General features: G+C 72.6%; 30 protein-coding genes and 1 riboswitch. Of the genes, 14 read left to right on the top strand and 16 right to left on the bottom strand.

Annotated elements, in window-relative coordinates; genetic code table 11:
* Nucleotides 1-16: 16 nt before the first annotated feature.
* The 3 genes from ACFWRV_RS02750 to ACFWRV_RS02760 form a co-directional block, all read right to left on the bottom strand.
* Complete coding sequence (locus tag ACFWRV_RS02750; protein ID WP_384327138.1) at nt 17-1,036, bottom strand: hemolysin family protein; 1,020 nt, start codon at nt 1,034-1,036, stop codon at nt 17-19.
* Complete coding sequence (locus tag ACFWRV_RS02755; RefSeq protein WP_384327139.1) at nt 1,033-2,370, bottom strand: hemolysin family protein; 1,338 nt, start codon at nt 2,368-2,370, stop codon at nt 1,033-1,035. Before ACFWRV_RS02755 ends, ACFWRV_RS02750 begins: the two co-directional genes overlap by 4 nt.
* Nucleotides 2,371-2,558: 188 nt before the next feature.
* Entirely contained in the window at nt 2,559-2,999 is a 441-nt protein-coding gene (locus ACFWRV_RS02760; RefSeq protein WP_384327141.1) for a GNAT family N-acetyltransferase, read from the bottom strand.
* A 109-nt stretch (nt 3,000-3,108) separates the two neighbouring features.
* Between ACFWRV_RS02760 and ACFWRV_RS02765 the strand changes: the two genes are divergently transcribed.
* Together ACFWRV_RS02765 and ACFWRV_RS02770 are read left to right on the top strand one after the other, a co-directional pair.
* Nucleotides 3,109-3,336, top strand: a complete 228-nt coding sequence (locus ACFWRV_RS02765; protein ID WP_384327142.1) for an antitoxin — start codon at nt 3,109-3,111, stop codon at nt 3,334-3,336.
* Nucleotides 3,333-3,704 (top strand): hypothetical protein, encoded by a 372-nt coding sequence (locus ACFWRV_RS02770; protein ID WP_018957883.1) that lies wholly within the window; start codon nt 3,333-3,335, stop codon nt 3,702-3,704. Before ACFWRV_RS02765 ends, ACFWRV_RS02770 begins: the two co-directional genes overlap by 4 nt.
* Nucleotides 3,705-3,731: 27 nt before the next feature.
* Here the strand turns inward: ACFWRV_RS02770 and ACFWRV_RS02775 are convergent, their stop codons facing one another.
* The 4 genes from ACFWRV_RS02775 to bioB all read right to left on the bottom strand — a co-directional run bounded on the left by ACFWRV_RS02775 (nt 3,732) and on the right by bioB (nt 7,841).
* Nucleotides 3,732-4,409 carry a class I SAM-dependent methyltransferase gene (locus tag ACFWRV_RS02775; RefSeq protein WP_384327144.1) on the bottom strand — a complete coding sequence of 226 codons (678 nt, stop codon included), beginning with the start codon at nt 4,407-4,409 and terminating at the stop codon, nt 3,732-3,734.
* A 116-nt stretch (nt 4,410-4,525) separates the two neighbouring features.
* On the bottom strand, nt 4,526-5,224 hold the full coding sequence (bioD, locus tag ACFWRV_RS02780; protein ID WP_384327146.1) for a dethiobiotin synthase: 699 nt from the start codon (nt 5,222-5,224) through the stop codon (nt 4,526-4,528).
* Nucleotides 5,225-5,230: 6 nt separating this feature from the next.
* A complete protein-coding gene (locus tag ACFWRV_RS02785) occupies nt 5,231-6,574 on the bottom strand; it encodes an adenosylmethionine--8-amino-7-oxononanoate transaminase (RefSeq protein WP_384327148.1) in 1,344 nt (447 codons plus the stop codon).
* Complete coding sequence (gene bioB, locus ACFWRV_RS02790) at nt 6,567-7,841, bottom strand: biotin synthase BioB (RefSeq protein WP_384327150.1); 1,275 nt, start codon at nt 7,839-7,841, stop codon at nt 6,567-6,569. Before bioB ends, ACFWRV_RS02785 begins: the two co-directional genes overlap by 8 nt.
* Nucleotides 7,842-8,111: 270 nt before the next feature.
* Between bioB and ACFWRV_RS02795 the strand changes: the two genes are divergently transcribed.
* Entirely contained in the window at nt 8,112-9,272 is a 1,161-nt protein-coding gene (locus ACFWRV_RS02795) for an 8-amino-7-oxononanoate synthase (protein WP_384327152.1), read from the top strand.
* Here ACFWRV_RS02795 and ACFWRV_RS02800 read toward each other — a convergent pair.
* Together ACFWRV_RS02800 and ACFWRV_RS02805 are read right to left on the bottom strand one after the other, a co-directional pair.
* On the bottom strand, nt 9,265-9,525 hold the full coding sequence (locus ACFWRV_RS02800; RefSeq protein WP_384327154.1) for a DUF397 domain-containing protein: 261 nt from the start codon (nt 9,523-9,525) through the stop codon (nt 9,265-9,267). The two genes, ACFWRV_RS02795 and ACFWRV_RS02800, sit on opposite strands and share 8 nt — an antisense overlap.
* Before the next feature lie 59 nt (nt 9,526-9,584).
* Nucleotides 9,585-10,439, bottom strand: a complete 855-nt coding sequence (locus ACFWRV_RS02805; protein WP_384327155.1) for a helix-turn-helix domain-containing protein — start codon at nt 10,437-10,439, stop codon at nt 9,585-9,587.
* 235 nt (nt 10,440-10,674) lie between these two features.
* Between ACFWRV_RS02805 and ACFWRV_RS02810 the strand changes: the two genes are divergently transcribed.
* Nucleotides 10,675-11,106: an ATP-binding protein gene (locus ACFWRV_RS02810; RefSeq protein WP_384327157.1), complete on the top strand. Its 432-nt coding sequence runs from the start codon at nt 10,675-10,677 to the stop codon at nt 11,104-11,106.
* Between the two features lie 31 nt (nt 11,107-11,137).
* Here the strand turns inward: ACFWRV_RS02810 and ACFWRV_RS02815 are convergent, their stop codons facing one another.
* Nucleotides 11,138-12,079 (bottom strand): LysR family transcriptional regulator, encoded by a 942-nt coding sequence (locus tag ACFWRV_RS02815; protein WP_384327159.1) that lies wholly within the window; start codon nt 12,077-12,079, stop codon nt 11,138-11,140.
* 74 nt (nt 12,080-12,153) lie between these two features.
* Between ACFWRV_RS02815 and ACFWRV_RS02820 the strand changes: the two genes are divergently transcribed.
* A complete protein-coding gene (locus tag ACFWRV_RS02820) occupies nt 12,154-12,801 on the top strand; it encodes a LysE family translocator (protein WP_384327161.1) in 648 nt (215 codons plus the stop codon).
* Nucleotides 12,802-12,866: 65 nt separating this feature from the next.
* On the opposite strand, the gene ACFWRV_RS02825 is transcribed toward ACFWRV_RS02820, so the two are convergent.
* The 3 genes from ACFWRV_RS02825 to ACFWRV_RS02835 form a co-directional block, all read right to left on the bottom strand.
* Nucleotides 12,867-13,337, bottom strand: a complete 471-nt coding sequence (locus tag ACFWRV_RS02825; protein WP_384327163.1) for a C40 family peptidase — start codon at nt 13,335-13,337, stop codon at nt 12,867-12,869.
* Nucleotides 13,338-13,340: 3 nt separating this feature from the next.
* Nucleotides 13,341-13,505, bottom strand: a riboswitch (cyclic di-AMP (ydaO/yuaA leader).
* A gap of 485 nt (nt 13,506-13,990) precedes the next feature.
* Nucleotides 13,991-14,296, bottom strand: coding sequence for a hypothetical protein (locus ACFWRV_RS02830; RefSeq protein ID WP_384327165.1), 306 nt, complete (start codon nt 14,294-14,296; stop codon nt 13,991-13,993).
* Nucleotides 14,297-14,333: 37 nt separating this feature from the next.
* The gene (locus ACFWRV_RS02835; protein ID WP_384327167.1) at nt 14,334-14,939 is read right to left on the bottom strand and encodes an ATP-dependent Clp protease proteolytic subunit; all 606 of its coding nucleotides are present in this window, start codon (nt 14,937-14,939) and stop codon (nt 14,334-14,336) included.
* Between the two features lie 92 nt (nt 14,940-15,031).
* Between ACFWRV_RS02835 and ACFWRV_RS02840 the strand changes: the two genes are divergently transcribed.
* Nucleotides 15,032-15,322, top strand: coding sequence for a type II toxin-antitoxin system Phd/YefM family antitoxin (locus tag ACFWRV_RS02840; protein WP_384327169.1), 291 nt, complete (start codon nt 15,032-15,034; stop codon nt 15,320-15,322).
* A 111-nt stretch (nt 15,323-15,433) separates the two neighbouring features.
* Here ACFWRV_RS02840 and ACFWRV_RS02845 read toward each other — a convergent pair whose 3' ends face one another.
* Nucleotides 15,434-16,429, bottom strand: coding sequence for an ABC transporter permease (locus ACFWRV_RS02845; protein ID WP_384327171.1), 996 nt, complete (start codon nt 16,427-16,429; stop codon nt 15,434-15,436).
* A gap of 138 nt (nt 16,430-16,567) precedes the next feature.
* Here ACFWRV_RS02845 and ACFWRV_RS02850 point away from each other — a divergent pair, with 138 nt between their 5' ends.
* The 8 genes from ACFWRV_RS02850 (at nt 16,568) to ACFWRV_RS02885 (ending at nt 23,598) form a co-directional block, all read left to right on the top strand.
* Nucleotides 16,568-17,188, top strand: coding sequence for a TetR/AcrR family transcriptional regulator (locus tag ACFWRV_RS02850; RefSeq protein ID WP_384327172.1), 621 nt, complete (start codon nt 16,568-16,570; stop codon nt 17,186-17,188).
* Between the two features lie 137 nt (nt 17,189-17,325).
* Entirely contained in the window at nt 17,326-17,628 is a 303-nt protein-coding gene (locus ACFWRV_RS02855) for an urease subunit gamma (protein WP_050357661.1), read from the top strand.
* A gap of 13 nt (nt 17,629-17,641) precedes the next feature.
* A complete protein-coding gene (locus tag ACFWRV_RS02860; protein WP_044369300.1) occupies nt 17,642-17,953 on the top strand; it encodes an urease subunit beta in 312 nt (103 codons plus the stop codon).
* A complete protein-coding gene (locus ACFWRV_RS02865; RefSeq protein WP_384327175.1) occupies nt 17,946-19,667 on the top strand; it encodes an urease subunit alpha in 1,722 nt (573 codons plus the stop codon). The genes ACFWRV_RS02860 and ACFWRV_RS02865 overlap by 8 nt, the downstream gene beginning before the upstream one ends.
* 15 nt (nt 19,668-19,682) lie before the next feature.
* On the top strand, nt 19,683-20,345 hold the full coding sequence (locus tag ACFWRV_RS02870) for an urease accessory protein UreF (protein WP_384327177.1): 663 nt from the start codon (nt 19,683-19,685) through the stop codon (nt 20,343-20,345).
* A gap of 56 nt (nt 20,346-20,401) precedes the next feature.
* On the top strand, nt 20,402-21,079 hold the full coding sequence (gene ureG, locus ACFWRV_RS02875) for an urease accessory protein UreG (protein WP_384327179.1): 678 nt from the start codon (nt 20,402-20,404) through the stop codon (nt 21,077-21,079).
* Complete coding sequence (locus ACFWRV_RS02880; RefSeq protein WP_384327181.1) at nt 21,076-21,861, top strand: urease accessory protein UreD; 786 nt, start codon at nt 21,076-21,078, stop codon at nt 21,859-21,861. Before ureG ends, ACFWRV_RS02880 begins: the two co-directional genes overlap by 4 nt.
* 168 nt (nt 21,862-22,029) lie before the next feature.
* Nucleotides 22,030-23,598 (top strand): alpha/beta hydrolase, encoded by a 1,569-nt coding sequence (locus tag ACFWRV_RS02885; protein WP_384327282.1) that lies wholly within the window; start codon nt 22,030-22,032, stop codon nt 23,596-23,598.
* A gap of 31 nt (nt 23,599-23,629) precedes the next feature.
* On the opposite strand, the gene ACFWRV_RS02890 is transcribed toward ACFWRV_RS02885, so the two are convergent.
* Together ACFWRV_RS02890 and ACFWRV_RS02895 are read right to left on the bottom strand one after the other, a co-directional pair.
* The gene (locus tag ACFWRV_RS02890) at nt 23,630-24,682 is read right to left on the bottom strand and encodes an NAD-dependent epimerase/dehydratase family protein (RefSeq protein ID WP_384327183.1); all 1,053 of its coding nucleotides are present in this window, start codon (nt 24,680-24,682) and stop codon (nt 23,630-23,632) included.
* A gap of 64 nt (nt 24,683-24,746) precedes the next feature.
* On the bottom strand, nt 24,747-25,463 hold the full coding sequence (locus ACFWRV_RS02895; protein ID WP_056699561.1) for a 1-acyl-sn-glycerol-3-phosphate acyltransferase: 717 nt from the start codon (nt 25,461-25,463) through the stop codon (nt 24,747-24,749).
* Between the last annotated feature and the right edge of the window lie 83 nt (nt 25,464-25,546).

Below are 25,546 nucleotides of genomic sequence, written 5' to 3' on the forward strand. Positions count from 1 at the left end.
GGGGCGGGCGCGGGGGTCAGCGGGTTCCCGGCCGCCCGACGAGTTCGCGGAGCACGTCCTCCATCGTGACCATGCCGGCCAGCCGCCCGTCCTCGTCGAGGACGGCCGCCAGATGGGTCCGGCTGCGGCGCAGCGCGGTCAGCGCGTCGTCCAGCGGAGTCGCGGCACGGACGCGGGCGATCGGCCGCATCGCCGACACCGGGAAGGGAACGTCGCGGGGCATCGCGTCCAGGGCGTCCTTCACATGGAGGTAGCCCAGGATGCGCTGCTCGCTGTCCATCACCGGGAAGCGGGAGAACCCGGACTCGGACGAGAGCCGCTCCAGTTCCTCCGGAGTGGTGCCGACCCTGGCGTACAGCACCCGATCGACCGGCATCACCACATCCCGTACCGGCCTGCGGCCCAGCTCCAGGGCGTGGTGGAGGCGCTGCGCGGAGCGGTCGTCGACCAGTCCGGCGTCCCCGGCGTCCTGCACCATCCGGGCCAGTTCGTCGTCCGAGAACGTCGCGGAGACCTCGTCCTTCGTCTCCACCCGCAACAGCTTGAGCAGGGCGTTGGCGAACGCGTTGATCGCGAAGATCACCGGCCGCAGGGCACGGGCCATCGCGACCAGCGGCGGCCCCAGGAGCAGAGCGCTCCGGGCCGGTTCGGCCAGCGCGATGTTCTTCGGGACCATCTCGCCCAGCAGCATGTGCAGATAGGTCGCCACGCCCAGCGCGATGACGAACGACAGCGGGTGCACCAGACCGTGCGGCACCCCCACCGCGTCGAAGCCCGGCTCCAGCAGATGCGCGATGGCCGGTTCGGCGACGATGCCCAGCACCAGGGTGCAGAGCGTGATGCCGAGCTGGGCGGCGGCGAGGAGCGCGGAGACGTGTTCCAGGCCCCAGATGACACTGCGGGCCCGCCGGTTCCCGGCCTCGGCCTCCGGTTCGATCTGGCTGCGGCGCACCGAGATCAGGGCGAATTCGGCGCCCACGAAGAAGGCGTTGGCCACGAGGGTCAGCAGGCCGATGAAGAGCTGGAGAACGATCACTGTTCGACCTCCGCCCGGTCCTCGGACCCCGGCAGCGGGGCGTGCAGCAGGGCTCGGGCGGCCCGGCGTCCCGAAGCGTCCACCACGTCGATCCGCCATCCGGCCAGCTCGACGCTGTCGTCCACCGACGGGATCCGGCCGATCTCGGAGGCGATCAGCCCGGCGAGGGTCTCGTAGGGTCCGTCCGGCACTCGCAGACCGATCCTGCGCAGCTGGTCGGTGCGTGCCGCCCCGTCGGCCGACCACAGGTTCCGTCCGTCGGCGTCCTCACCGGCGGCGGCGAGATCGGGCGTCTCGTGCGGATCGTGCTCGTCGCGGACCTCGCCGACGACCTCCTCCACGATGTCCTCCAGCGTCGCGACCCCGGCGGTCCCGCCGTACTCGTCGATCACCACGGCCATGGCGAGCTTGCCGGACAGCCGGTCCAGCAGCCGGTCCACGGTGAGCGTCTCCGGTACGAGCAGGGGCTCGCGCAGCAGTTCCGAGACGCGGGTGCGGGGCCGCCGGTCGGCGGGGATCGCCAGGACGTCCTTGATGTGGGCCACGCCGACCACGGTGTCCAGGCTGCCCCGGTAGACGGGGAAGCGGGACAGACCGGTCGCCCGGGTGGCGTTGGCGACGTCCTCGGCCGTCGCCTGCAGCTCCAGCGCGGTCACCTGGACCCGTGGCGTCATCACGTTCTCCGCCGTCAGCTCCGAGAGGTTCAGGGTGCGGACGAACAGCTCGGCCGTGTCCGCCTCCAGTGCGCCCTCCTTCGCGGAGTGCCGGGCCAGCGCCACCAGTTCCTGCGGGCTGCGGGCGGAGGCCAGCTCCTCGGTCGGCTCCAGACCGAAGCGGCGCACGATCCGGTTGGCCGTGTTGTTGAGGTGGCTGATGAAGGGGCGGAACACCGCGGTGAACCCCCGTTGCGGGGTGGCCACCGCCTTGGCCACGGTCAGCGGGGAGGAGATCGCCCAGTTCTTCGGGACCAGTTCGCCGACCACCATGAGGACCACCGTGGACAGCGCCGTGCCGATGACGAGCGCCAGGGTGGACGCCGCGGCGGGAGGCAGCCCCGCCGCCTCGACGGGGCCGCGGATCAGCTTGGCGATGGACGGCTCGGAGAGCATGCCGATCACCAGGTTGGTGACGGTGATGCCGAGCTGGGCCCCCGAGAGCTGGAAGGTGAGGCTCCGGACGGCCTTCAGCGCGCTCGAAGCACCCCGGTCGCCCCGCTCGACGGCCTGTTCGAGTTCGCTGCGCTCCACCGTGGTCAGAGAGAACTCCGCCGCGACGAACGCGCCGCAGGCGACGCAGAGCAGCAGGGCGACGAGCAGCAGAAGCACTTCGATCATCGGTTCACCTCCGTCCCATGATCAGGCAGGGGCGGGGTGACCGCGCGGTGTCGGCGGAAACGGAGGGATCGGCGGTACCGGCTCCTGGGAGGCTCGCCCATGGACGGACGCTCACACCTTTCGGGAGGGGGGTGACGGAGGGGCATGTCATCGTAGGCGTCTGCCCAGCTGCGCCCCGTCCTACCGCGTCATTCCGTCAGGTGCTTCACCCAGCGGCTCCACTGCGGCTCGGGCTCGTACCCCGCCGCGCGCCAGGCCTGGTGGGCCGAGGCGTTGCGGTCGAGGACCATGGCGTCGGCGCGCCGCCCGCCCAGCGCGGTGAAGCGTTCCTCCGCCGCCGCGAGGAGGGCGCTGCCCACGCCCCGGCGCCGCTGGTCCGGGTGGACCGCGAGGCGGTAGAGATGGCAGCGCCAGCCGTCGAATCCCGCGATGACGGTGCCGACCAGCGCCCCCTCCCGCTCGGCGAGGACCAACGCCTCGGGGTCCCGTTCCACCAGGCGGGCGATCCCGTCCCCGTCGTCGCTGATGCTCGTGCCCTCCGCGGCCACCTTCCAGAAGGCGAGGACCTCGTCCAGATCGGCGGGGGTCGCGGACCGTGTCGACAGCGAGTGATCGTTCATGACGGCCATCCCATCATCCGCCGCGGCACGGAATCGAACGCATTCCACGATGCGGCCGCCCCGGGTCCCGGACGCCGTCCCCTTGCCGGTGCTAGCACGGTCGCGCTAGCTTGGGAGGGTGCCCAAGACTCAGCTGAACGTTCGAGTGGACGAGGCCACCGCCGAGGCCGCGCGGCAGCGCGCGCTGCAGAGGGGGATGAGTGTGAACCGCTACATAGAAGAACTGGTCCAGCAGGACGCCGGCGAGGTGGGACACACCTTCGTCGAGGCCGCGGCCGACTTCATGAAGCAGTACGAGACGGTGTTCGCCGAGGAGTTCGGCCCGGAGCGCGAAGGCACCCGTTGAACCTGCGGATCGACCTTTCCTGGTTGCTCATGGTCGCCGAGCACAAGACGCCCGGAGACCCGCAGGTCGTCGACTGGGGCGCGCTCGTCGCCGCTGTGGCACGGCATGACGCGGAGATCTTCGGCAGCGCCGTCTACAGCGACCCGCACGCGCGGGCGGCGGCCCTGTTGCAGCTGCTGCTGCATGTGCCCGCGCTCGAACACTCCAACGCGATGTTCGCCTCGGCCGTCGCGTACGGCTATCTCGTCGCCTCCGGGCTCAAGGTCATCACCTCGCCCGAACAGGTCCGCGACCTGGCGCTGCTGGTGAAGCAGGGCAAGGCGGACGTACGGGCCATCGCCGACGAGCTGCGGCAGTGGAGCGTGTGAGACGGTGCGAACGCCCCGGCCGCCGGCTCAGTCCTCCGTGAACGGCTTGCGGGCCACGCCCAGGACACAGGGGGACGAGGGCATCTGGAGGCCCGCCTCCGGAATGCGCAGCCTGCGGTACGTGCCCATCTCGAAGCCCGCCGCCTCGATCGCGGCCAGGGGGTCCCGGGCCGTGTGACAGCCGCCGAAGAGCAGCGGCCACAGGGTCCGGTCGGCCGCCCGCTGCGCGGTCGCCAGCGCCCGCCCCGGCGCCAGCCCGTGCTCGAAGAACCGCAGTTCGCCGCCCGGCCGCAGGACCCGCCTGATCTCGGCGAGCGCCCGGGGCAGATCCCGTACGGTGCACAGGACCAGGGACGCGACGGCGGCGTCGAACCCCTCGCTCTTGACCGGCAGCGCCTCGGCCGCCCCCGGCACCACGTCCACCGGCACCTCGGCGCGCAGGGCGGCGCGGACCGCGAGCTGCCGCAGCGAACGTTCCGGCTCCAGCGCCACGACCTCCGAGACCGCGCCGGGGTAGTGGGCGAAGTTCAGCCCGTTCCCCGCACCGACCTCGATGACCCGGCCGGAGAGCCCCGACAGCAGCTCCTCGCGGTACGCGGCGACGCCTCCCCTGAGATCGGCGGTCACGCTGAACCGTGCGTAGAAGCGGGCGAAGACCGGGTGGTGCACGGCGTCCCGGGGGAGCTTCCTGCTGCGCAGCTGCATGACGGACCTCCGTTACGGCGTGGGCGTAGGGCTCCTCGACGATTCTCCCCCGTAACGCCCCCCGATAGCCCTCCGCAGCCCGCGGAGGACCCTCGCGGAACCTCGGAGCGCAGCGCTCACGGCCGGGTCGGGGCCCAGGTCCCGCCCAGTTCCGGAGCGAGCCAGTTCGGCGCGTGCGCCGCGAAGTCCGCGCCCGGCAGCGCACCCGCGCCGGCCGGTACCGCGCCCAGCAGCGGCGCGCCGGCCGCCACCGGCAGATCCTCGATGTTGCACCGCGACGCGAGGTCCGGCTCCGCCGGCGCGCTGCCGATCACCACGCCCCGGCAGCTCAGACCCCGGCTCCGCAGCGCCTCGGCCGTCAGCGCGGTGGAGTTCAGTGTGCCCAGACCCGCGGGGGCCACCACCAGCACCGGCGCGGACAGCAGCCGGGCCGCGTCCGCGAGGGTGCCGCCCTCGTCGTCGAACCGCACGAGCAGCCCGCCCGCACCCTCCACCAGCACGAGATCGTGCTCGGTGGCCAGCTTCTCGGCCGCTTCGGCGACCTCGAACTGCCGAACCGGGGCGAGCCCGGCCCGCCGCGCGGCCGTGGCCGGGGCCAGCGGCTCCAGGAAGCGGGCCAGCTCGACCGCCGTCACATGGCTTCCCGCCAGGCGCGCGACCTCGGCCGCGTCACCCGGCTCCCCGGGGGCGAGCCCGGTCTGCGCGGGCTTGAGCACCGCGACCCGGCGGCCCCGGGCGGCGGCCGCCACCGCGGCGGTCACCACTGTCTTGCCGATCTCCGTGCCCGTACCGGACACCACCAGAATCGTCGACATGTCGCTTCAACCTTCCCGCGCCGCGGCGCACACGGCCCGGCAGATCCGGGCCACGTCCTCGTCGCCCGTGACGTACGGCGGCATCGTGTAGACGAGATCGCGGAACGGCCGCAGCCACACGCCCTCGCGTACGGCCGCCCGGGTCGCCGCCGCCATGTCCACGTCGTGGTCGAGCTGGACGACCCCGATCGCCCCCAGGACGCGTACGTCCACCACTCCCGCGAGGTCCGCGGCGGGAGCGAGCCCGGCCCGCAGGCCCGCGCCGATCCGCGCCACCTCGGCCTCCCAGTCCTGCCCGAGCAGCAGGTCCACCGAGGCCGCGGCCACCGAGGCGGCCAGCGGATTGCCCATGAACGTCGGCCCGTGCGCCAGCACCGGCACCTCGCCGCTGGAGATGCCTTCGGCCACCCGCGTGGTGCACAGCGTCGCCGCCATCGTGAGATAACCGCCGGTCAGGGCCTTGCCGACGCACATGACGTCCGGCGAGATCCCGGCGTGCCCGGCGGCGAACAGCTTGCCCGTACGCCCGAACCCGGTCGCGATCTCGTCGAGGACCAGCAGCACGTCGTGCTCGTCGCACGCCTCGCGCAGCACGCGCAGATACGCGGGGGAGTGGAACCGCATCCCCCCGGCCCCCTGCACCACCGGCTCCACGATGACCGCCGCCAACTCCTCGGCGTGCGCCGCGACCAGCTCCCGCAGATGGTTCACGTAGGCGGGGTCCGGCTCCGCTTCGAAGCCGTCCGGCGGGGCGTCGGCGAAGACCTGCCGGGGCAGGGAGCCCGACCACAGCTCGTGCATCCCGCCCTCCGGGTCGCACACGGACATCGGCTGCCAGGTGTCCCCGTGATAGCCCCCGCGCCAGGTCAGCAGCCGCCGCTTGGCCGGCCGGCCGGCCGAACGCCAGTACTGGAGGCACATCTTGACCGCGACCTCCACGGAGACGGACCCCGAGTCGGCGAGGAAGACGTGCCGGAGCGGCTCGGGGGTGATCTCCACCAGCCGGGTCGCCAGCCGGACGGCGGGCTCATGCGTGAGCCCGCCGAACATCACATGGCTCATCCGGTCCAGCTGGCCGCGCGCGGCCTCGTTGAGGACCGGGTGGTTGTAGCCGTGCACCGCCGACCACCAGGACGACATGCCGTCCACCAACTCGCGCTGCCCCTCGACGGGTTCGGCGAGCCTGAGGCGTACCCCGGAGGCCGACTCCACGATCAGCGGCTCCTGGCGGCCCGGCATCGGACCGTACGGGTGCCAGACGTGCGCGCGGTCGAGCGCCCGCAGTTCGTCGGGGGCGTACGGCTTCGGAGCGGCGGACAACGGGAGCGCGGGGGCGTACGGCTCAGGCATTGGGGGCGAGATCCGTCCCCGCACCGCGCCGGCGGACCGCCACCAGGTCCGTACGCGCCGCGCCGTTCGTCTCCGTACGCGCGACCGGGACGCTCTCCCCGCCGTCGGCGACGGCGACGGGGTCGGCCACCGGCTCCTGCTCTCCATGGCCACCGCACGGGCCGCAGCCTCCGCCGCCCCCGTGCGCACCGCAGCCGGCGGACTCCTGCGGTCCGCACGCGGCCGGCTCCGCCGACGTACCGCAACCGCCGGCGAGAGCGTCGGCCCGGTGGCGCGGCAGCGTCGTCGTGCCCGCGCCCTCCACCTCGAAACCGGCGTCCGCGATCATCTCCAGGTCGGCCTGGCCCGCCTGGCCCTCGCTGGTCAGGTAGTCGCCCAGGAAGATCGAGTTGACCAGGTGGAGCGCCAGCGGCTGCATCGAGCGCAGGTGCACCTCACGCCCTCCCGCGAGCCGCACCTCGACATCGGGGCAGACGAAGCGGACCATCGCCAGAATGCGCAGGCAGCGCTGCGGGGTGAGGTTCCACTCCTTGGCCAGCGGCGTGCCCTCGAACGGGATCAGGAAGTTCACCGGCACCGAGTCCGGGTCCAGGTCCCGCAGCGCGAACACCACGTCGACCAGGTCCTTGTCGCTCTCGCCCATCCCGGCGATCAGCCCGGAACATGCCGAGAGCCCGGCGGCCTGGGCCTGCTGCACGGTCTCCACCCGGTCCGCGTACGTGTGCGTCGTGGTGATCGCCCCGTACGTCTCCTCGGACGTGTTCAGGTTGTGGTTGTACGCGTCGGCGCCCGCCGAGCGCAGCCGGTCGGCCTGTCCGTCGGAGAGGAGGCCGAGGCAGGCGCAGACCTCGATGCCCTCGTTCTCCTCCTTGATCGCCTCGATGGTCTTCGAGACCCGGTCGACGTCCCGGTCCGTCGGGCCGCGCCCGCTCGCGACCAGGCAGACCCGCTTGGCGCCGCCCGCCACTCCGGCGGCGGCGGCCTTGGACGCCTCGTCCGGCTTCAGCCAGGTGTACTTGAGGATTCCGGCCTTCGACCCGAGCCGCTGCGAGCAGTACGAGCAGTCCTCGGGGCAGAGCCCCGATTTCAGGTTGACCAGATAGTTGAGCTTCACGCGCCGCCCGAACCACTGCCGGCGCACCTTCCCTGCGGCGGCCACCACGTCGAGCAGCTCGTCGTCGGAGGTCGCCAGTACGGCGAGCGCTTCTTCGCGGGTCGGCAGTTCGCGCCGCAGCCCCTTGTCCACCAGCGTGTTCAGCAGGTCCATGGAAGATGATCCTGGCTTACCGCACCGCCTCCAGCCAAGGAGGAACCAGACAGGAGACCCGGGCGAGGGTGTGTGTATTGCCACACCCTGACCTGCTGCGCACCCGGCTAGGGTCTGTTGGCTGCCTACAAAGAGCCCGTCCGCACAGGACTGCCCGCACCGGACCGTCCGCCCCAGACCTGCCGCGCCAGACCCTCCGCACCGGGCTGTCCGCACCGGACGTCCGCGCGGAGCCGCCCGCCGAGGCCCGCCTACCCAAGGGACCGCCCCATGTCCTTCGCCCCGTTCGACTGGATCGACGCCGAGGCCCGCGGCCGGGCCGCCGCCGGACTCGTACGCACGCTGCGTCCACGCGACGCCGAGCCGGAGCTGCTGGACCTCGCGAGCAACGACTACCTGGGCCTCACCCGGCACCCGGAGGTCACGGCCGCCTCGGCCGATGCCGCCCTTCGCTGGGGGGCGGGGGCGACGGGGTCCCGGCTGGTCACCGGCTCCACCGCCCTGCACGCCGAACTCGAACGGGAGCTGGCCGCGTTCTGCGGCTTCGAGGCGGCCCTCGTGCTCTCCTCCGGCTACGCGGCCAACCTCGCCGCCCTGACCGCGCTGTCCGGGCGCGGCTCCCTCATCGTCTCCGACGCGGGCAACCACGCCTCGATCGTGGACGGCTGCCGGCTCTCCCGCGCCGAGACCGCCGTCGTCTCCCACGCCGACCCGGACGCGGTCGCCAAGGCGCTCGGGGCCCACGACGGCCGGTCCCTCGCCGTCACCGACTCGGTCTTCTCCGTCGACGGCGACGCCGCTCCGCTCCCCGCCCTTGCCGAGGCCTGCCGTTCCGCGAACGCCGCCCTGCTCGTCGACGACGCCCACGGCCTCGGCGTCCTGGGCGACGGCGGTCGCGGCGCGCTCGCCGCCGCCGGCCTGGCGGGCCGCGACGGGATCGTGGCCACGCTCACCCTGTCCAAGTCGCTGGGCAGCCAGGGCGGAGCGGTTCTGGGGCCCGCCCGGGTCATCGACCACCTGGTCAACACGGCCCGTACGTTCATCTTCGACACCGGACTCGCCCCGGCGGCGGCCGGCGGCGCGCTCGGCGCGCTCGACGTGCTGCGCCGGGAGCCCGAACGGGCGGCCCGCGCCCGTGAGGTGGCCACCGCGCTGTTCACGCGGCTCACCGCCGCCGGGCTGCGGGCGGTCCGGCCCGACGCGGCCGTCGTCTCCGTCCGGGCGCCCTCGGCGGACGCGGCGGTGCGCTGGGCGGCCGACTGCCGCACGGCCGGGATGGCGGTGGGCTGCTTCCGCCCGCCGTCGGTACCGGACGGCATCTCCCGGCTGCGGCTCACCGCCCGCGCCGACCTGACCGAGGAGCAGCTCACGACCGCGGTGGCCACGATCGTCGCCACCGCTCCCCGGCCGGCGGACGCTCCGGTCAGCTGACCCCGCGCGGCCGCCCCGCGGGCGACGACGTGAAGGGTCGGGCAGGCCCCAGACCCGTGACGAACGTGCTCCAGGCCGCCGCCGAGAAGCGCAGCGGCGGCCGGTCCACGTCCTTCGAATCGCGTACCGCGAGCAGGGCGCCGAACAGCGCGGTCTCCACGCAGTTGTTCATCCCGGTCGAGCGGCTGCTGCGCCGCCACGACGCGGTGGACGGCGCCCCGGGCGACGGCTGTGGTGCGGAACGGTCGGACATGGTGGCCCCCTCGGGCAGTCGGACGGTCCGGCGGGACCCGGCCGGACGGCCCGGTTCCGCTAGCCGCGGCTGATCGCGGTGATGAGGTCCAGCGAGCGTTCGGGCGACAGCGCGTGCGCCTGCAACGTACGGAAGGCCGAGCTGTACGCCTCAAGGTCTTCTTTCCGTTCCAGATAGAGGCTACTCGTCAAGTGGTCAAGAACGACCACATCCAGATCAGAAGTGTTCGGAAAGGAGAAGATAACGAAAGGGCTGGTGAGTCCGACGTACCCGCCCACCGAGAACGGCAACACCTGCAACTGGACATGCAGGAGTTGGGACACCTGGATCAGGTGGTGCAGCTGATCCCGCATCACCGCCGCCCCACCCACCTCGCGATGGAGCACCGCCTCGTCCAGGACGGCGGTGAACCGCAGCGGCGGACTCGCGCGCAGCACCCGCTGGCGGGTCAGCCGGACCTCGACCAGGGAGTCGAGCCGGCCGTCCGGTAACCCGTCCAGTGAGGCTCGGGTCACGGCCCGTGCGTATCCGGCCGTCTGGAGCAGCCCCGGCACCACGGAGGTCTCCAGCGTCCGGACCGTACTGGCCTGCGACTCCAGACTGATGAAGTCGCGGTACTGCGGCGGGATCAGCCCCCGGTAGGCGTGCCACCAGCCCGAACCGCCGCCGCCCGCCGACCCCGCGAGGACTTCCAGCAGCGAACGCAACTGGGTGTCCCGCACCGCGTAGACGTCCAGCAGCCGCGAAACGTCGGCCGGCGTCACCCCGCTGGCGCCCGTCTCGATGCGGCTCACCTTCGACTGGTGCCAGCCGAGCAGCCGCGCCGCGTCCCGGCTGGTCAGGCCGGAGGCGCTGCGCAGGCTCCGCAGCTCCTCACCGAGCTTGCGCCGCCGGACGACGGGGCCGTGCAGCATGCCGGTCTCCTTCTGCTGTCGGGAAGGGCCGGTCCGTCACCGGGGCCGGCCCGCAGGGAGGTCAGTGTGCCGCCCGCCCACGCCGTACGGGTCCCGAATTCACCGCTTCGAGCGACAGATATATGCATATCTTGGCCGAACCCCGTTACAGGGAGCTGCATCGATGGCAATCTGGCGCGAAGCACAATCCTGGCCGACCGTCGGTCGGCCGGGGCGGGAAAGGGACGGCGTCGCCATGGCAGACCATCAGGAAGCAACCGTCACTCTGCCGAGCGATCCGGTCTCGGTCTCCTCGGCCCGCAGACATGTCGCCAGGACCCTGACCCAATGGGGCCTGCCCGACGACAGCGAGTTCGCCGACACCATCCGCCTGATCGTCTCGGAGCTGGCCACCAACGCCGTTCAGCACACCTTCGGCCAGTCGCCCACCTTCACCGTGGATCTGCGCCTCGAACGCGACGAGGAGCTGTATCTCGGCGTCACGGACAGTCACCCCCGCTGGCCGCAGCGACTGCCCGCCGCCGTACGGCAGGACAACGGGCGCGGCATGGTCATCATCCGGGCACTGGCCAAGGAGCGCGGCGGGCGGCTCCAGGTCACCCCGACCGCCGAGGGCGGCAAGACGGTCTGGATCGCGCTCCCGTGGGTCGTCGCCGTCCAGGGCTGATCCCGGCGGAGCACGGGGAGAGCCGGGGGCGTCAGCCCGCGGACGGCCGATTCGCCGGTGCTGCCGTGCCGCCACGGCCGAAGCCGCTGCGCAGCAGCGCGAGCAGCGTCCCGGCAGCCGCGCTCGACCGGTCGCCCCGGTGCGCGACCGAGATGGTCCTCCGGAACGACGCGGGCTCCAGTCGACGGACCGACAGCGGGGCCGCCGCCATCGAGGCGACCATCTCCGGCACCACCGCCACCCCGAGACCCGCACTGACCAGCGCGCACACCAGCGCGTACCCGGGCGATTCGCAGACCACCGCGGGCGTCGCCCCGGCCTCGGCGAGCGCGCTCTCGACCCCGTGCCGGGGCGGGTGAGTGGGCGCGCTGCTGATCAGCGGCCGCCCCGCCAGCTCGCTGACCGGCAGCCGACCGGTGCCCTCGGCGAGCCGGTGACCCGCCGAGGTGACCAGCACCAGCTCCTCGACCAGCAGGGGTTCGACGAGGACACCCACCGGCAGGGGGCCCGCCGTCGCCGGTTCATAGGCATGCGTCAGAGCGAGGTCCACCTCGCCCGCGACCACGGCGGCGACCCCGCCGGGCGGTTCGTACTCGGCGACGGTCAGCTCGACCTCCGGATGAGCCCGCCGGAACGCGCTGAGGACCGGGGGCAGCAGATGGATCCCGGCCGTCGTGAACGTCCCCACCCGCAGCCTGCCGCCCGAGAGCCCGGCCAGTTGCGCCAGCTCGTGCCGCGCCTGGTCCAGCTCGTCCAGCACCCGCCGGGCCCGGCCCGCCAGCAGTTCGCCCGCCGCCGTCAACCGCGCACCGCGATGGTGGCGCACCAGCAGCGCCGCCCCGGCCTCCCGCTCCAGCTTGGCCAGCTGCTGGGAGAGCGCGGGCGCGGTGTAGCCCAGGCGGGCGGCGGCCCGGGTGATCGATCCGGCCTCCGCGACCGCCACGAGTGCCGCGAGCCGTGTCGGGTCGTACATGAAAGCGTTCCTTTAGGTAGACCCAGAAGATTGCAAGTACACGCTAAAGGCTCCGCCGGTCCAAGGTGGACCTCATGGACGCACAACTGATCGCCTTCACGGGGGTCGCCGCCGGTATGGTCGCGCTGCCCGGCGCCGACTTCACCGTCGTCGTACGCAACGCCCTGGCCTCACGCGCCGCCGGCCTGGCCACCGCGCTCGGCGTCGCCGGGGGGCTGCTGGTGCACACCGCACTCGCGGTCGCCGGACTCGCCGCGGTGCTCGTGACGATGCCCGTGCTCTTCCGCACCGTCCAGCTGCTCGGCGGCGCGTACGTGCTCTACCTCGGGATCAGCACGCTGTACGCGATCCGGCGTCGCGGAGCGGCGGACGGCGACGGAACTCCCGAGGACGCGCCGGGGCGGCCCGTGCCCGGCGAGTTCGGACGCGCGGTGCGCCAGGGGTTCCTGACCAACGCGCTGAACCCCAAGGCCCCGGTCCTCTTCCTCAGTCTGCTGCCGCAGTTCGTGCCCGACGGCCAGCCGCCCCTGCCCCGGACCCTGTTGCTCGCGGCCCTCGTGGTGGTGCTGGCGCTGATCTGGTTCCCGGCCGTGGCCCTGCTCGTGGACCGGCTGGGCCGGTGGCTGCGCCGACCGCGTACCGCCCGCGCGATCGAGGGCGGCAGCGGTGTGGCGCTCACCGGTCTGGGACTCGCCCTGGTCACCGGCCCGCTGCTGCGCTGAGGACGTCGCGGGCGCCCTCAGCGGCCGCCCGTGACTCCCGCACGGAAAGAGCGTCCGGCCGGAGGTCAGCGGACCCTTCCGTACCAGACGCTCTTGGACCAGATTTTCGCCAGTCGCACCACGTCCCCCGATTTGGGGGAGTGCCAGATCTTCCCGGCCCCGGCGTAGATGCCCACGTGGTAGACGCTGCGCCCGGAATGGAAGAAGACGAGGTCGCCGCGTTTGCGCTGCGACTTCGCGATATGGCGGGTCTTGTTGTACTGCTGCTGTGCGGTGCGGGGAAGCTTCTTGCCGGCCTTCTTGAACGAGTAGACCGTCAGGCCCGAACAGTCGAAACGGCTGGGGCCGGCCGCTCCGTATTTGTAGGGAGCACCCTTCTTCGACGCGGCGACCTTCAGGGCCTTCGTCGAGTGAGCGGCGGCCTCGGCGTCGCTCACCATGCCGGGCGCCAGCATCGTGGACGTCACGGCCAGGGTGAGCACCGAGGCCGTACCGACCCGGGCGAACAGAGACGGGACATGAACCTGCGCAGACATGCGCAACCCTTCGTCAGCCGCCTGTGAAGGATGACCTGTCGGGTTCGGGCTGGCGAAGTTGCCCGGCCGCTTGACGCGGCTTCACCCCGAGGGCTTCCCGGTCTCCCGGTCGGCCCGTTGTGCTCGGGTCCTCCACTCCTGCCGATCCACTTCTGTCGACCAGTCATCCGGGCGGCGGCAGGACTCGGCGTCCGCCCGGACCGCCCCGCCGCGGTGGCGGGGGCTGTTCGTCCCAGGGATCTTGACGCACTCCGTGCCGGATTTCCGAGCTGAAACGGTGGTTTGTGAGTCTCCTCACCACTGATCCATTCAGGTGGACAGGCCCGATTCGCGCTCGCCGACGAGCCGGGCGCACACCCTCGTACCAGCGACGAAAGGGCGCATTTCGAGTACGGGCCGGGCGTCGAACGCAAGTTGAGCAGTCGCTCGCGCGGGTGATCTCCTACGCCGAACGAGCGAGGCAAATCGATCGCGGGACCGGGCGTGTCGTGCGGCGGGCGACCGGTCCGCCCCCGTTTGATGTCCTCCCCGCTCCAACAAGGCGCCCGCCCCGACCCCGTGAGGCCGTTCTGCCCGCTCCAACGGGGCGCTCGCCCCAGCCCCGTGAGGCGCTTCCGGCCGTCTCCGTATCGTGCTTCCGGGTGCGGAGCGGGTCAGTTCACCGTCGGCGGCATCGCGACCCGGCCCGCCCGGCGCTCCCCGTCCAGGACGCGCAGGGCCCGCGCCAGGGTGGCCGCGTGGAGCCGCGACTCGCCCCGCTCGTGCATCAGGGCCAGGGCGTCGCGCAGGGCCGCCGCGCCGGAGGCGAGGGCCTGGGCGGCTCGCAGCGCGCTGTAGGTGTCGCCGCCGTGGGCCGGGTTGATCCGGCCCACCTGGTCGAGCACGGCCAGATAGCAGTCGACGAACTCGCCCTCGGCGCGGGTCAGCGCGGGCAGGGGCGGGAACTCGGGTGGCTCCATCGGCGTTTCCCCTCGCGTCGTACGGCGGCCGGGAGAGTCAGCGGTTCTCCACGACGTGGTCGACCAGCCCGTAGGCGAGGGCGGCCTTCGCGTCGAGGATGGTGTCGCGCTCGATGTCGGCGGTGACCTGCTCCGCGGTCCGGCCCGTGTGCCGGACCAGCATGGCCGCGAACATCTCGCGGGTGCGCACCAGTTCGCGCGCGTGGATCTCCAGGTCGGACGGCTGGCCCCGCATCGGCTCCTCCAGCGCGGGCTGCTGAATGACTACCCGCGCGCCGGGCAGTGCATGTCGACGCCCCTTTGCCCCGGCCGCCAGCAGGGCCGCCGCGTAGGAGCCCGCCTGCCCCAGGCAGAAGGTCTCCACCTCGCAGGTCAGGAACCGCATCGTGTCGTAGACCGCGGCCATCGCCTGGAAGGTGCCGCCGGGTGAGTTGATGTAGAGCGACAGGGGCCGGTCCGGATCGGCGTGCTCCAGGTACATCAGCTGGGCGATGAGGTCGCTCGCCGCGGTGTCGTCGATCGGGCTACCGAGGAAGACGATCCGCTCGGACAGCAGCTTGGAGTACGGGTCCAGCGTCCTGGTTCCGGTCGCGGTGCGCTCGGTGAACTCGGGCAGGACGTAGCGGGCGGCGGGGCGGATCATGGCGTGCCTCTCTCCTGGAACTGACCATCCGTCTGTCCGTCCGTCCCTGCGTAAAAAATGTACAGGACGTACAGAAGGTTATGATGGGGACTATGGCCTACGAGATTCCGGTGACGCAAGCACGGGCGGAGCTAGCCGAACTGATCAACCGCGTCGTCTACGGCGGTGAACGCGTCGTGGTGACACGGCACGGCAAGCCGCTCATCGCACTGGTCTCCGCCGCTGACCTGCAACGACTTGAAGCGGAGGAGACTGCCGCCGAGGAGCAGGTGATCAGTTCGGTCTCCTCGATCGGCTCCGCGCCCTCCGCTCAGGGCGAACGGCGCAGGTTCGGCATCGCCGCCGAGCACCGCCCCTACGACGGCGAGGGCCCGGAGGCCTGACGCCCCGACCGGCCCGCGACAGCGCAGAGCCGGGCGCCCCTCCCGGAAGAGGGGCGCCCGGCTCGGCCCGTACGTCACGGGGCGCCCGGCTCGGCTCGTGCGCCTGCGGGCTCAGCCGGTCAGGGTCGGCTCCCGGGCGGGCTCGCTCGGCTCGGTCGGCTCGGGAGCCGGCGCCGGTGCGCGGCGGGCGAGCAGCACCGCCGCCAGTCCGAGCGCCGACCACAGCGAGAGCGTCAGTACGGCCCCGCCCGCCGCGCTCCCGTCGAAGAAGGCGACCGAGCGGAGCAGGGAACCGCCCGCGCCCGGCGGGAGCCACTGGCCGATCGCCCCGACGGGCTCGGGCAGCAGCTGCGGGGCGCTGGTGACCCCGGAGAAGGAATTGCCCAGCAGGACCATCAGCAGCGCGCCGAGTCCGATGCCGCGCGAACCGAACAGGGCGGCGAGCCCCGCCACCGCCGAACCGATGGCCAGCACGGTGAGCGCGAGCACGCCCGCCTCCGTCCACCAGTCGCCCGTGACCACGCCGAGCCAGCTGTGCGCCACGGCCGTGGCGGCGAGCCCCACCAGCACGGCCGACCCGATGAGGGTCAACGCGGCCCGCGCCCCGCGCAGCCCCATGAGGGTGACGACGGCTCCGGCCGCCATTCCCGCCAGGGCCAGCGGCAGGACGCTCGCGCCGAGCGCGCTGCCGCGAGGGTCCCCGGGCGGCGCGGCCACCACGTCGGTGACCTCGACCGGGGTGCCCTTCGGAACGGACGCGGTCACGGCCTCACGCAGTAGCTGGGAGACGACGGGGCTCGCCGCCGATGCGGTGAGCAGGCGCGGCCCCTGCGGAGTGGCGACGACCGATCCGTATACGACCCGGTCCTCGATCGCGGTGCGGGCGGAGGCCTCGTCGTCGTAGCGGTGCACCTCGAAGGCGCCACCGCGCTGCTCGAACCGCTGCTCCAGCTGCTCGGCGGCCGGCCCCGCGCCCGCCACTCCGACCGGGAGGTCGCGCGGCGCGATCCGGGCGGCGGGCCAGGCGAAGGCCCAGAGGGCGAGGGTCACCATCAGGGGGACCAGCAGGATCACCGCCACCGCGCGGCGGTTGGGTGCGGTGGACATGGGGGGGCCTCGATTCGTGGGGCGAGGGCCGCGCAGGGGGGCGGCCAAAGAGAAGGATCGTTCGTTTTACGGCGTGGTCCCACTGTCGGCACGCCGCGCCCGATTGTCAAGAAGGAACGTTCGTTTTAGATTGAGGTCATGGCTCGTGTATCCCAGGAACACCTCGACGCCCGCCGCCGTCAGATCCTCGACGGTGCGGCGCGCTGCTTCGCCCGCAACGGATTTCACGGCACGTCCATGCAGGACGTCCTCAAGGAGGTGGGCCTGTCCGCCGGAGCGGTCTACCGCTACTTCCCCGGCAAGGAGGACATCATCGCGGCCATCACCGAGGAGACCTTCGGCGTCATTCGCGGCGCCTTCGAGGAGGCCTCCCGCATGACACCGCCGCCCACCCCGGACGCGCTGCTCGGCCGGGTGCTCGGCGGGGTGCTCGCGGGGCAGGTACACGGGCTGGAGCGCCGTACCTTCGCCGCGCTCGTGGTCCAGCTCTGGTCCGAGACCCTGCGCGACGAGCGGCTCGCCGCACTCCTCGACGACGGTTACGCCACCATGCGCGTCGCCTGGGCGAAGCTCGTCGAGGCCTACCGCTCCGCCGGGATCCTGAGGAGCGACGTGCCCGGCGACGACGTGGCGCGCACGATGATCGCGACGGCGCAGGGTTTCATCGTGCAGGAGGCGCTCTTCGGGGACGTACGCCCCGAGGTCCTGGAGAACGGGTTGTGCGGTCTGATGTCCATCACCCCGCAAAAGATCAGTTAACGCAACGGAAAAACTTCCGCCCTAACGTGCAATGCCTGGTCGCGAGACCGCGATCCGCGTTCAACGAGTTGTTGAACGGGGATAGGGTCCCGCTGCGTCCGGACCCGGAGCCGGACGGAAGAGGATGAGGTGGAAGCGTGCAACTGACCCCGCACGAGCAGGAACGTCTGCTCATCCATGTGGCCGCCGATGTGGCCGAGAAGCGCCGGGCACGCGGGCTGCGGCTCAATCACCCCGAGGCCGTCGCCCTGATCACCGCCCATCTGCTCGAAGGCGCCCGGGACGGCCGTACCGTCGCCGAACTCATGGCGTCGGGGCGGAAGGTGCTCACCCGGGACGACGTCATGGAGGGCATCCCCGAGATGCTCCACGACGTCCAGGTCGAGGCCACCTTCCCCGACGGCACGAAGCTCGTCACCGTCCACGACCCGATCGTCTGACGGGGGCGCGCCGATGATTCCCGGAGAGATCCTGTACGGGGACGGGGACATCCCCCTCAACGAGGGACGGGCGGTCACCCGCCTCACCGTCCTCAACGCCGCCGACCGCCCCGTCCAGGTCGGCTCCCACTACCACTTCGCCGAGGCCAACCCCGGGCTGCGCTTCGACCGCGCCGCCGCCCACGGCCTGCGGTTGAACATCGCCGCCGGTACGGCGGTCCGCTTCGAGCCCGGCATCCCCGCCGACGTCGAACTCGTCCCCCTCGCCGGCCGCCGCGTCGTCCCCGGCCTGCGCGGCGAAACCGGAGGTGCCCTCGATGCCTGACCTCAAACGAGCCGTGTACGCCGACCTGTTCGGGCCCACGACCGGTGACCGGATCCGGCTCGCCGACACCGATCTGCTCGTCGAGATCGAGGAGGACCGCTCCGGTGGCCCCGGACACGCGGGCGACGAGGCGGTGTTCGGCGGCGGCAAGGTGATCCGGGAGTCCATGGGCCAGGCCCGCACCACCCGGGCCGAGGGCGCGCCCGACACCGTCATCACCGGGGCCGTCGTGATCGACCACTGGGGCATCGTCAAGGCCGACATCGGCATCCGGGACGGCCGGATCACCGGCATCGGCAAGGCCGGGAACCCGGACACCATGGACGGCGTCCACCCCGACCTGGTGATCGGGCCGGAGACCGAGGTCATCGTGGGCAACGGGAAACTGCTCACGGCCGGAGCGGTCGACGCCCACGTCCACTTCATCTCGCCCACCCTCGTCGACCAGGCGCTCTCCAGCGGCATCACCACCCTCGTCGGCGGCGGCACCGGCCCTGCCGAGGGCACCAAGGCCACCACCGTCACCCCGGGCCCCTGGCACCTCGCCCGGATGTTCGAGGCGCTGGAGACCTTCCCCGTCAACATCGGCCTGCTCGGCAAGGGCAACACGATGTCGCAGGACGCCATGCACTCCCAACTGCGCGGCGGAGCACTGGGCTTCAAGATCCACGAGGACTGGGGCGCAACCCCCGCCGTCATCGACGCCTGCCTCACCGTCTGCGAGCAGACCGGCGCGCAGCTCGCCATCCACACGGACACCCTCAACGAGGCCGGGTTCGTCGCCGACACCCTCGCCGCCATCGCCGGCCGGACGATCCACGCGTACCACACCGAGGGAGCGGGCGGCGGGCACGCGCCCGACATCATCAGCGTGGTCTCCGAGCCGTACGTCCTGCCCAGCTCGACCAACCCCACCCGGCCGCACACCGTCAACACCATCGAGGAACACCTCGACATGCTGATGGTCTGCCACCACCTCAACCCCGCCGTCCCCGAGGACCTGGCGTTCGCGGAGTCCCGGATCCGGCCCTCCACCATCGCGGCCGAGGACATCCTGCACGATCTCGGGGCCATCTCGATCATCTCCTCCGACTCCCAGGCCATGGGGCGCATCGGCGAGGTGATCCTGCGGACCTGGCAGACCGCCCACGTGATGAAGAAGCGGCGCGGGGCCCTGCCCGGGGACGGCCGGGCCGACAACCACCGGGTCCGTCGCTATGTCGCCAAATACACCATCAACCCGGCGGTGGCGCAGGGCATGGACGGCGAGATCGGTTCGGTGGAGAGCGGCAAGCTCGCCGACCTCGTGCTCTGGGACCCGGCGTTCTTCGGCGTCAAGCCGCAGACCGTCATCAAGGGCGGCCAGATCGCGTACGCGCAGATGGGCGACGCCAACGCCTCCATCCCGACGCCCCAGCCGGTGATGCCCCGCCCGATGTTCGGCGCGCTGGGACGGGCGGCCGCCCACGGCTCGTTCAACTTCGTCTCCGCCGCCGCGATCGAGGACGGGCTGCCCGAACGGCTCGCCCTGGACAAGCGGTTCGTGCCGATCACCAGCACCCGGGGGGTCACCAAGGCGGACATGCGGGAGAACGACGCCGTGCCACAGGTCCAGGTCGACCCCGACAGCTTCGCCGTCACCATCGACGGCGACCCGGTCGAGCCGGCCCCGGCGGCGGAACTGCCGATGGCCCAGCGCTACTTCCTCTTCTGAGGGCCGGTCGCAGCCATGTCACGCGCAGCTCTCCTCGTCCTCGCCGACGGCCGGTTCCCCGCCGGCGGCCACGCCCACTCCGGTGGCGCCGAACCGGCCGTCGCCGAAGGGCGGATCCGGGACGCCGAATCCCTCGCCGCCTTCTGCCGGGGCCGCCTGCACACCGCGGGCCTCACCGCCGCCGCCCTCGCCGCGGCGGCGGCCCACGGCCTGGACCCGCTCGTCCTCGACGAGGCCGCCGACGCCCGTACGCCCTCGCCGGCCCTGCGCGCCACCGCCCGCAAGCTGGGCCGGCAGATGATGCGGGCCGCCCGCGCCACCTGGCCGAGCCCCGAACTGGAGGCGCTCGCCCGGGCCCGGCCACGCGGCGCCCACCAGCCCGTCGTCCTCGGGCTCACCGCGCGGTCGGCGGGCCTCGCCCCCGAGGACGCCGCGCACTGCGTCGCCTACGAGACCGTCAGCGGCCCCGCCACCGCCGTCGTCCGCCTCCTGTCCCTCGACCCCTTCCACGCCACCGCCGTACTCGCCCGGCTCGCCCCCGAGCTGGACCGGGTCGCCGAACAGGCCGCCGAGGCCGCCCGGCAGGGCATCGACGCCCTGCCCGCCGCCTCGGCCCCGCTCCTCGACATCACCGCCGAGGCGCACGCCGCCTGGCCCGTCCGCCTCTTCGCCTCGTAACCGCACCCGCCCGCGCTCGCGGGCCCCTTCCGATCCGCACACCCACAGGAGCCCTCATGCACCTCGGTCACACCCACGACGGCCCCGCCGCCGTCAGCGCCGACGCCACCCGCCCCGACGGGACCCGGCGCGCCCTGCGCATCGGCCTCGGCGGTCCCGTCGGCTCCGGCAAGACGGCCACCGTCGCCGCCCTCTGCCGGGAACTGCGCGACCGGCTCTCCATCGCCGTCGTCACCAACGACATCTACACCCGCGAGGACGCCGACTTCCTCCTGAACAACGCCGTCCTGCCGCCCGAGCGCATCCAGGCCGTCGAGACCGGCGCCTGCCCGCACACCGCGATCCGCGACGACATCTCCGCCAACCTCGAAGCGGTCGAGGACCTGGAGGACGCGGTCGGGCCGCTCGACCTGATCCTCGTCGAGTCCGGCGGCGACAACCTCACCGCCACGTTCTCCAAGGGCCTGGTCGACGCGCAGATCTTCGTCATCGACGTCGCGGGCGGCGACGACATCCCGCGCAAGGGCGGACCCGGGGTCACCACCGCCGACCTCCTCGTCATCAACAAGACCGACCTCGCCCCCTACGTCGGCTCCGACCTGGAGCGGATGGCCCTGGACGCCAAGAAGCAGCGCGGCGGACTCCCCGTCGCCTTCACCTCGCTGACCTCGGCCGAGGGCGTCGGACCGGTCGCCGACTGGGTGCGCGCACAGCTCGCCGCCTGGACCGCGTGAGCGTCCGCGCGCGGGCCCGGCTCCGCGCCGAGCCCGACGGGCGGGGCGGCACCGCCCTGCCCGTCCTGGAGAGCGACGGCCCGCTCGCCCTGCGCCGCACCCGGTCCGCACATGCCGCGTACGCCCGGGTCACCGTCGTCGGCGCGATGAGCGCACCGCTGAACGGCGACCGCCTCGCCATCGAGGCCGAGGTCGCCGAGGGCGCACGCCTCACGGTCGACGCGGCGGCGGCCACCGTCGCCCTCCCGGGCCCCCGGGAGGACACCGGCCCGTCCACGTACACCGTGGACCTGAGCGTGGGGGAGGGGGCCGTCCTGCACTGGCTGCCCGAACAGCTGGTCTCCGCCCACGGCAGCGACCTGCACCAGAGCACCCGGGTCCAACTCGGCGCCACCGCCCGCCTCCTGCTGCGCGAGGAGCAGATCCTCGGCCGGCACGGCGAGGCCACCGGCGCGCTCACCACCCGCCTCACCGTCCACCGCGCGGGCCGCCCGCTCCTGGACCAGCAGCTGGCCTACGGCCCCGCCGCCCCCGAGGGCTGGGACGGCCCCGCCGTCCTCGCCGGCCACCGGGCCGTCGGTCAACTGCTGCTCGCCGACCCGTCCTTCGAGGACGCCCCGCTCCCGGCCCGCCTCCTCGGTCCCACCGCCGCCCTCACCCCGCTGGCCGGCCCCGCCGTCCTCGTCACTGCCGTGGCCGCCGACGCCCGCCTGCTGCGCGGGATCCTGGACGGTGCGACGAGCGAGCTGCTGGGCGGACTCGGGGAAGGCTCCGGCGGCTGAGTCCGCTCAGCGAACTTCCTTCACCGGTTATGGGTTCGGTAAAGAAACACGTGTACGCCCTGGCCCCGGGCGCCCCGCAGACGAAAGGATCCCCGCGACGTACCGATGACCACGCCGCCCTCGGCGGCGGATCGGATGAAGGGGGAGATTCACGTGAGACGCACAACGATGCTCGGCTCGGCCGGGGCTCTCGTCGCGGGCACGCTCATAGCGGGGGCGATGGCCGCACCCGCCGCCGGTGCCGACGGCCGCCACCACGGCCGGGGCGACGCGGAGGCGCGTGGGGTCGCCGTCGCGGCGCACCGGGCCGCGAAGACCGGGATCGACTGGAAGGACTGCCCGGAGGACTGGGGCCTGACCGCCCCCATCCAGTGCGGCTGGGTGACCGTGCCGCTCGACTACGCCAAGCCGTACGGCAAGAAGATCGAGCTGGCCGTGGACCGGCACGTCAGCACCGGGACGAAGGACGAGCGGCAGGGCGCCCTGCTCTACAACCCGGGCGGCCCCGGCGGTTCGGGACTGCGCTTCCCCACCCGGATCACCGGCAAGAACCCGCTCTGGACGAAGACCGCGAAGGCGTACGACTTCGTCGGCTTCGACCCGCGCGGCGTCGGCCACTCCGCCCCGATCTCCTGTGTCGACCCGCAGGAGTTCGTCAAGGCCCCCAAGGCCGACCCGGTCCCCGACAGCGAGGCCGACAAACGTGCCCAGCGCAAGCTGGCCCGCGAGTACGCCGAGGGGTGCGGCGAGCGCAGCGGCGCGATGCTCCCGCACATGACGACGCCCAACACGGCACGCGACCTGGACGTCATCCGGGCCGCACTCGGGGAGAAGAAGCTCAACTTCATCGGTGTCTCCTACGGCACCTACCTGGGCGCCGTCTACGGCACGCTCTTCCCGACGCACGTCCGGCGCATGGTCGTCGACAGCGTGGTCGACCCCTCGCGGAAGAACATCTGGTACCGGGCGAACCTGAACCAGGACATCGCCTTCCAGACCCGCTGGGACGACTGGAAGGCATGGGTCGCGCGGCACGACTCCGTCTACGGCATCGGCGACACCCCGCAGAAGGTCGAGAAGGCCTGGCTGAAGCTGCGGGCCGCCGCGAAGAAGAAGCCCATCGGCGGCGTGGTCGGACCCGCCGAGCTGATCTCCTTCTTCCAGGGCGCGCCGTACTACGACTCCGCCTGGGCCCCCACCGCCAAGACCTGGAGCGCCTACCGCTCCGGCGACACCCAGGCGCTGATCGACGCCGCCGCGCCCGACATGAGCGACCTCGCGGGCAACGCCGCCTCCGAGAACGGCAACGCGGTCTACAGCGCCGTCGAGTGCGCCGACGCCCAGTGGCCCACCGACTGGCGCACCTGGGACCGGGACAACAGCCGGCTGCACGAGAAGTACCCGTTCATGACGTGGGCCAACGCCTGGATGAACCTGCCCTGCGCCACCTGGCCGGCCAAGCAGCGCACCCCGCTGGACGTGAAGACCCGCAAGGGCCTGCCGCCGGTCCTCATCGTGCAGTCCGCCCGCGACGCCGCCACCCCGTACGCGGGCGCGGTCGAGCTGCACAAGCGGTTCAAGGGCTCCCGGCTCATCACCGAGAAGGACGCCGGATCCCACGGTGTCACCGGGCTGGTCAACCCCTGCGTCAACGAGCGGGTGGACACCTACCTGCTCACCGGCAAGACCGACCGGCACGACGTGACGTGCACCCCGCACGCCACGCCGAAGCCGTAGGTCTCCCAGGAGGCGTACGACCGGGGCCCGTTCAGCGGCGGCCCCGGTCGTACGCCGCCAGCCAGGCGTCCTCGGCCGCATAGTCGAAGAGGCCCTCGCCGTAGCCCTTGAGCATCTTCGGGAACGCCTCCCGCCAGTCCCGCCCCGCCAGCTCCCCGGCCAGCCACGCGACCGTCGCCGGCAGCGACTCCGCGTACCCCGTCACCGGCCGGTAGCCGAGCTCTTCCTCGGCGGCGGTCATGTCGTAGACCACGGGATGGGCGCCGCTCCACGGCGTCTCCCCGACAGGGCCCTGCGGGGGAGCGCCGTCGACCAGCACCGTCTCCGTCTCCACGCCCAGCACAGCGTCGACAGCCCTCCCGATCTCCGCGACCGTGGGCGCCTGCGGATCCGCCGCGTTCAGCACCCGGGACGCGGGCTTCCGGGCCGCCAGCCGGATCAGCTCCGCCGCGTTGGACACATGGACCGGATGGAAGCGGCTCCGTCCGCCGTACGCGAGCACCCGTCGCCGCCGCCCGTCCAGCAGCCGCTTCACGAAGTACAGCTCGCGCGGTGTGCGGCAGTACGGGCCGTGGACCGCGCCCGCGCGCAGCAGCGTCACCGGCAGCGCGTCGCCCGCCGCCAGCAGATCGCGCTCCAGCCGCACCTTCCGGGTCCCGTACGTCGTGTCTCCCGGCTCCACCGTGCGCTGCGTCTCCGGCACCGGCACGGGGTATCGGGGGAAGCCGTCGGGCCGGTCCTGGGTGTCGAAGCTGCGGCCCCGCTCGTCCTCGTACACCGCACCGCTGGAGATCACGACCGCCGAGCCGACGCGGCCGGCCAGCCCCGTCACCTGCCGGGCGTGCGCGCCGTCGAACGCCACCATGTCGACCAGCACGTCAACGCCGTCGCCCAGCGCCCTCTCCAGCGCCCCCTCCTCGTCCCGGTCGAGCGCCACCGCCCGGACCCCGGCGTCCCACCCCGCGTCCCGGCCGCCGCCGCGCGAGGCCGCGGTGACCTCCCAGCCGTCGGCGGCCAGCGCGCGGACCGCGGCCCGCCCGATCTGGCCCGTCGCTCCCAGCACCCATGCGTGTCCGTTGCTCATGAACCCGACGCTAGGGGAGCCGGCCCGCCGGGACGAGGCCGCTCTGCCGGTGGCGTATTCGCGCTCAGCGTCGCAGCTTGGGGAACTTCCTCGGCGGGGCGGCCTCCTGCTCGGCCGCCTTCACCTTGGCCGCGTACTCGTCGACGTACTCCTGGCCGGAGAGTTCGAGGATCGCGTACATGATCTCGTCCGTCACGGCCCGGATCGCGGCCTTCTGGTTCTCCATGCCCGCGTAGCGGGAGAAGTCCAGCGGTTCGCCGAACCGGATGGCCACCCGCTTGATCTTCGGTACGACCTGGCCGGGCGGCTGGATCTCGAAGGTGCCGACCATGGCGCAGGGGACCACCGGCACCTGCGCGGTGATCGCCATCACCGCGACTCCGACCTTGCCCTTGTAGAGCCGGCCGTCGTGCGAGCGGGTGCCCTCCGGATAGATCCCCAGCAGCTCGCCCTTGCTCAGCACCCCGAGCCCCTCGCGGATGGCCGCCTGCCCGGCGTCCTTGCCGGACCGGTCCACCGGGATCTGCCCGGCGCTTCGGAAGAAGGCGGCCGTGAGCCGGCCCTTGATCCCCGGGCCGGTGAAGTACTCGGCCTTCGCCAGGAAGGTGATGCGGCGCTTGATGATGGCCGGCATCAGGAAATGGTCGGAGAAGGAGAGGTGATTGCCCGCGACGATCGCCGCGCCGTCCTCGGGAATGTTCTCCAGGCCCTCGATCCGGGGCCGGAACAGAAGCCGCAGCACGGGCCCCAGAACGACATACTTCAGGACGTAATAAAACACCTTGCGGGTGCACCTCGCTCTGCCGGGCCGACTCAGGACTGCGTACTTACCAGGTCATGGTGGTGCCGGGGCCCTGCGCACAG

The organism is Streptomyces sp. NPDC058576, assembly GCF_042718715.1.
Taxonomy (GTDB): Bacteria; Actinomycetota; Actinomycetes; order Streptomycetales; family Streptomycetaceae; genus Streptomyces.

What these genes read in the sequence shown, in the direction of transcription:
- bioD (WP_384327146.1), bottom strand. Translation starts at nt 5,224, where the DNA reads ATGTCGACGATTCTGGTGGTGTCCGGTACGGGCACGGAGATCGGCAAG.
- ACFWRV_RS02760 (WP_384327141.1), bottom strand. Translation starts at nt 2,999, where the DNA reads ATGGCCGTCATGAACGATCACTCGCTGTCGACACGGTCCGCGACCCCC.
- ACFWRV_RS02805 (WP_384327155.1), bottom strand. Translation starts at nt 10,439, where the DNA reads ATGCTGCACGGCCCCGTCGTCCGGCGGCGCAAGCTCGGTGAGGAGCTG.
- ACFWRV_RS02840 (WP_384327169.1), top strand. Translation starts at nt 15,032, where the DNA reads ATGGCCTACGAGATTCCGGTGACGCAAGCACGGGCGGAGCTAGCCGAA.
- ACFWRV_RS02820 (WP_384327161.1), top strand. Translation starts at nt 12,154, where the DNA reads ATGGACGCACAACTGATCGCCTTCACGGGGGTCGCCGCCGGTATGGTC.
- ACFWRV_RS02785 (WP_384327148.1), bottom strand. Translation starts at nt 6,574, where the DNA reads ATGCCTGAGCCGTACGCCCCCGCGCTCCCGTTGTCCGCCGCTCCGAAG.
- ACFWRV_RS02850 (WP_384327172.1), top strand. Translation starts at nt 16,568, where the DNA reads ATGGCTCGTGTATCCCAGGAACACCTCGACGCCCGCCGCCGTCAGATC.
- bioB (WP_384327150.1), bottom strand. Translation starts at nt 7,841, where the DNA reads ATGGACCTGCTGAACACGCTGGTGGACAAGGGGCTGCGGCGCGAACTG.
- ACFWRV_RS02830 (WP_384327165.1), bottom strand. Translation starts at nt 14,296, where the DNA reads ATGGAGCCACCCGAGTTCCCGCCCCTGCCCGCGCTGACCCGCGCCGAG.
- ACFWRV_RS02755 (WP_384327139.1), bottom strand. Translation starts at nt 2,370, where the DNA reads ATGATCGAAGTGCTTCTGCTGCTCGTCGCCCTGCTGCTCTGCGTCGCC.
- ACFWRV_RS02810 (WP_384327157.1), top strand. Translation starts at nt 10,675, where the DNA reads ATGGCAGACCATCAGGAAGCAACCGTCACTCTGCCGAGCGATCCGGTC.
- ACFWRV_RS02800 (WP_384327154.1), bottom strand. Translation starts at nt 9,525, where the DNA reads ATGTCCGACCGTTCCGCACCACAGCCGTCGCCCGGGGCGCCGTCCACC.
- ureG (WP_384327179.1), top strand. Translation starts at nt 20,402, where the DNA reads ATGCACCTCGGTCACACCCACGACGGCCCCGCCGCCGTCAGCGCCGAC.
- ACFWRV_RS02860 (WP_044369300.1), top strand. Translation starts at nt 17,642, where the DNA reads ATGATTCCCGGAGAGATCCTGTACGGGGACGGGGACATCCCCCTCAAC.
- ACFWRV_RS02835 (WP_384327167.1), bottom strand. Translation starts at nt 14,939, where the DNA reads ATGATCCGCCCCGCCGCCCGCTACGTCCTGCCCGAGTTCACCGAGCGC.
- ACFWRV_RS02885 (WP_384327282.1), top strand. Translation starts at nt 22,030, where the DNA reads ATGCTCGGCTCGGCCGGGGCTCTCGTCGCGGGCACGCTCATAGCGGGG.
- ACFWRV_RS02825 (WP_384327163.1), bottom strand. Translation starts at nt 13,337, where the DNA reads ATGTCTGCGCAGGTTCATGTCCCGTCTCTGTTCGCCCGGGTCGGTACG.
- ACFWRV_RS02815 (WP_384327159.1), bottom strand. Translation starts at nt 12,079, where the DNA reads ATGTACGACCCGACACGGCTCGCGGCACTCGTGGCGGTCGCGGAGGCC.
- ACFWRV_RS02890 (WP_384327183.1), bottom strand. Translation starts at nt 24,682, where the DNA reads ATGAGCAACGGACACGCATGGGTGCTGGGAGCGACGGGCCAGATCGGG.
- ACFWRV_RS02845 (WP_384327171.1), bottom strand. Translation starts at nt 16,429, where the DNA reads ATGTCCACCGCACCCAACCGCCGCGCGGTGGCGGTGATCCTGCTGGTC.
- ACFWRV_RS02795 (WP_384327152.1), top strand. Translation starts at nt 8,112, where the DNA reads ATGTCCTTCGCCCCGTTCGACTGGATCGACGCCGAGGCCCGCGGCCGG.
- ACFWRV_RS02870 (WP_384327177.1), top strand. Translation starts at nt 19,683, where the DNA reads ATGTCACGCGCAGCTCTCCTCGTCCTCGCCGACGGCCGGTTCCCCGCC.
- ACFWRV_RS02775 (WP_384327144.1), bottom strand. Translation starts at nt 4,409, where the DNA reads ATGCAGCTGCGCAGCAGGAAGCTCCCCCGGGACGCCGTGCACCACCCG.
- ACFWRV_RS02865 (WP_384327175.1), top strand. Translation starts at nt 17,946, where the DNA reads ATGCCTGACCTCAAACGAGCCGTGTACGCCGACCTGTTCGGGCCCACG.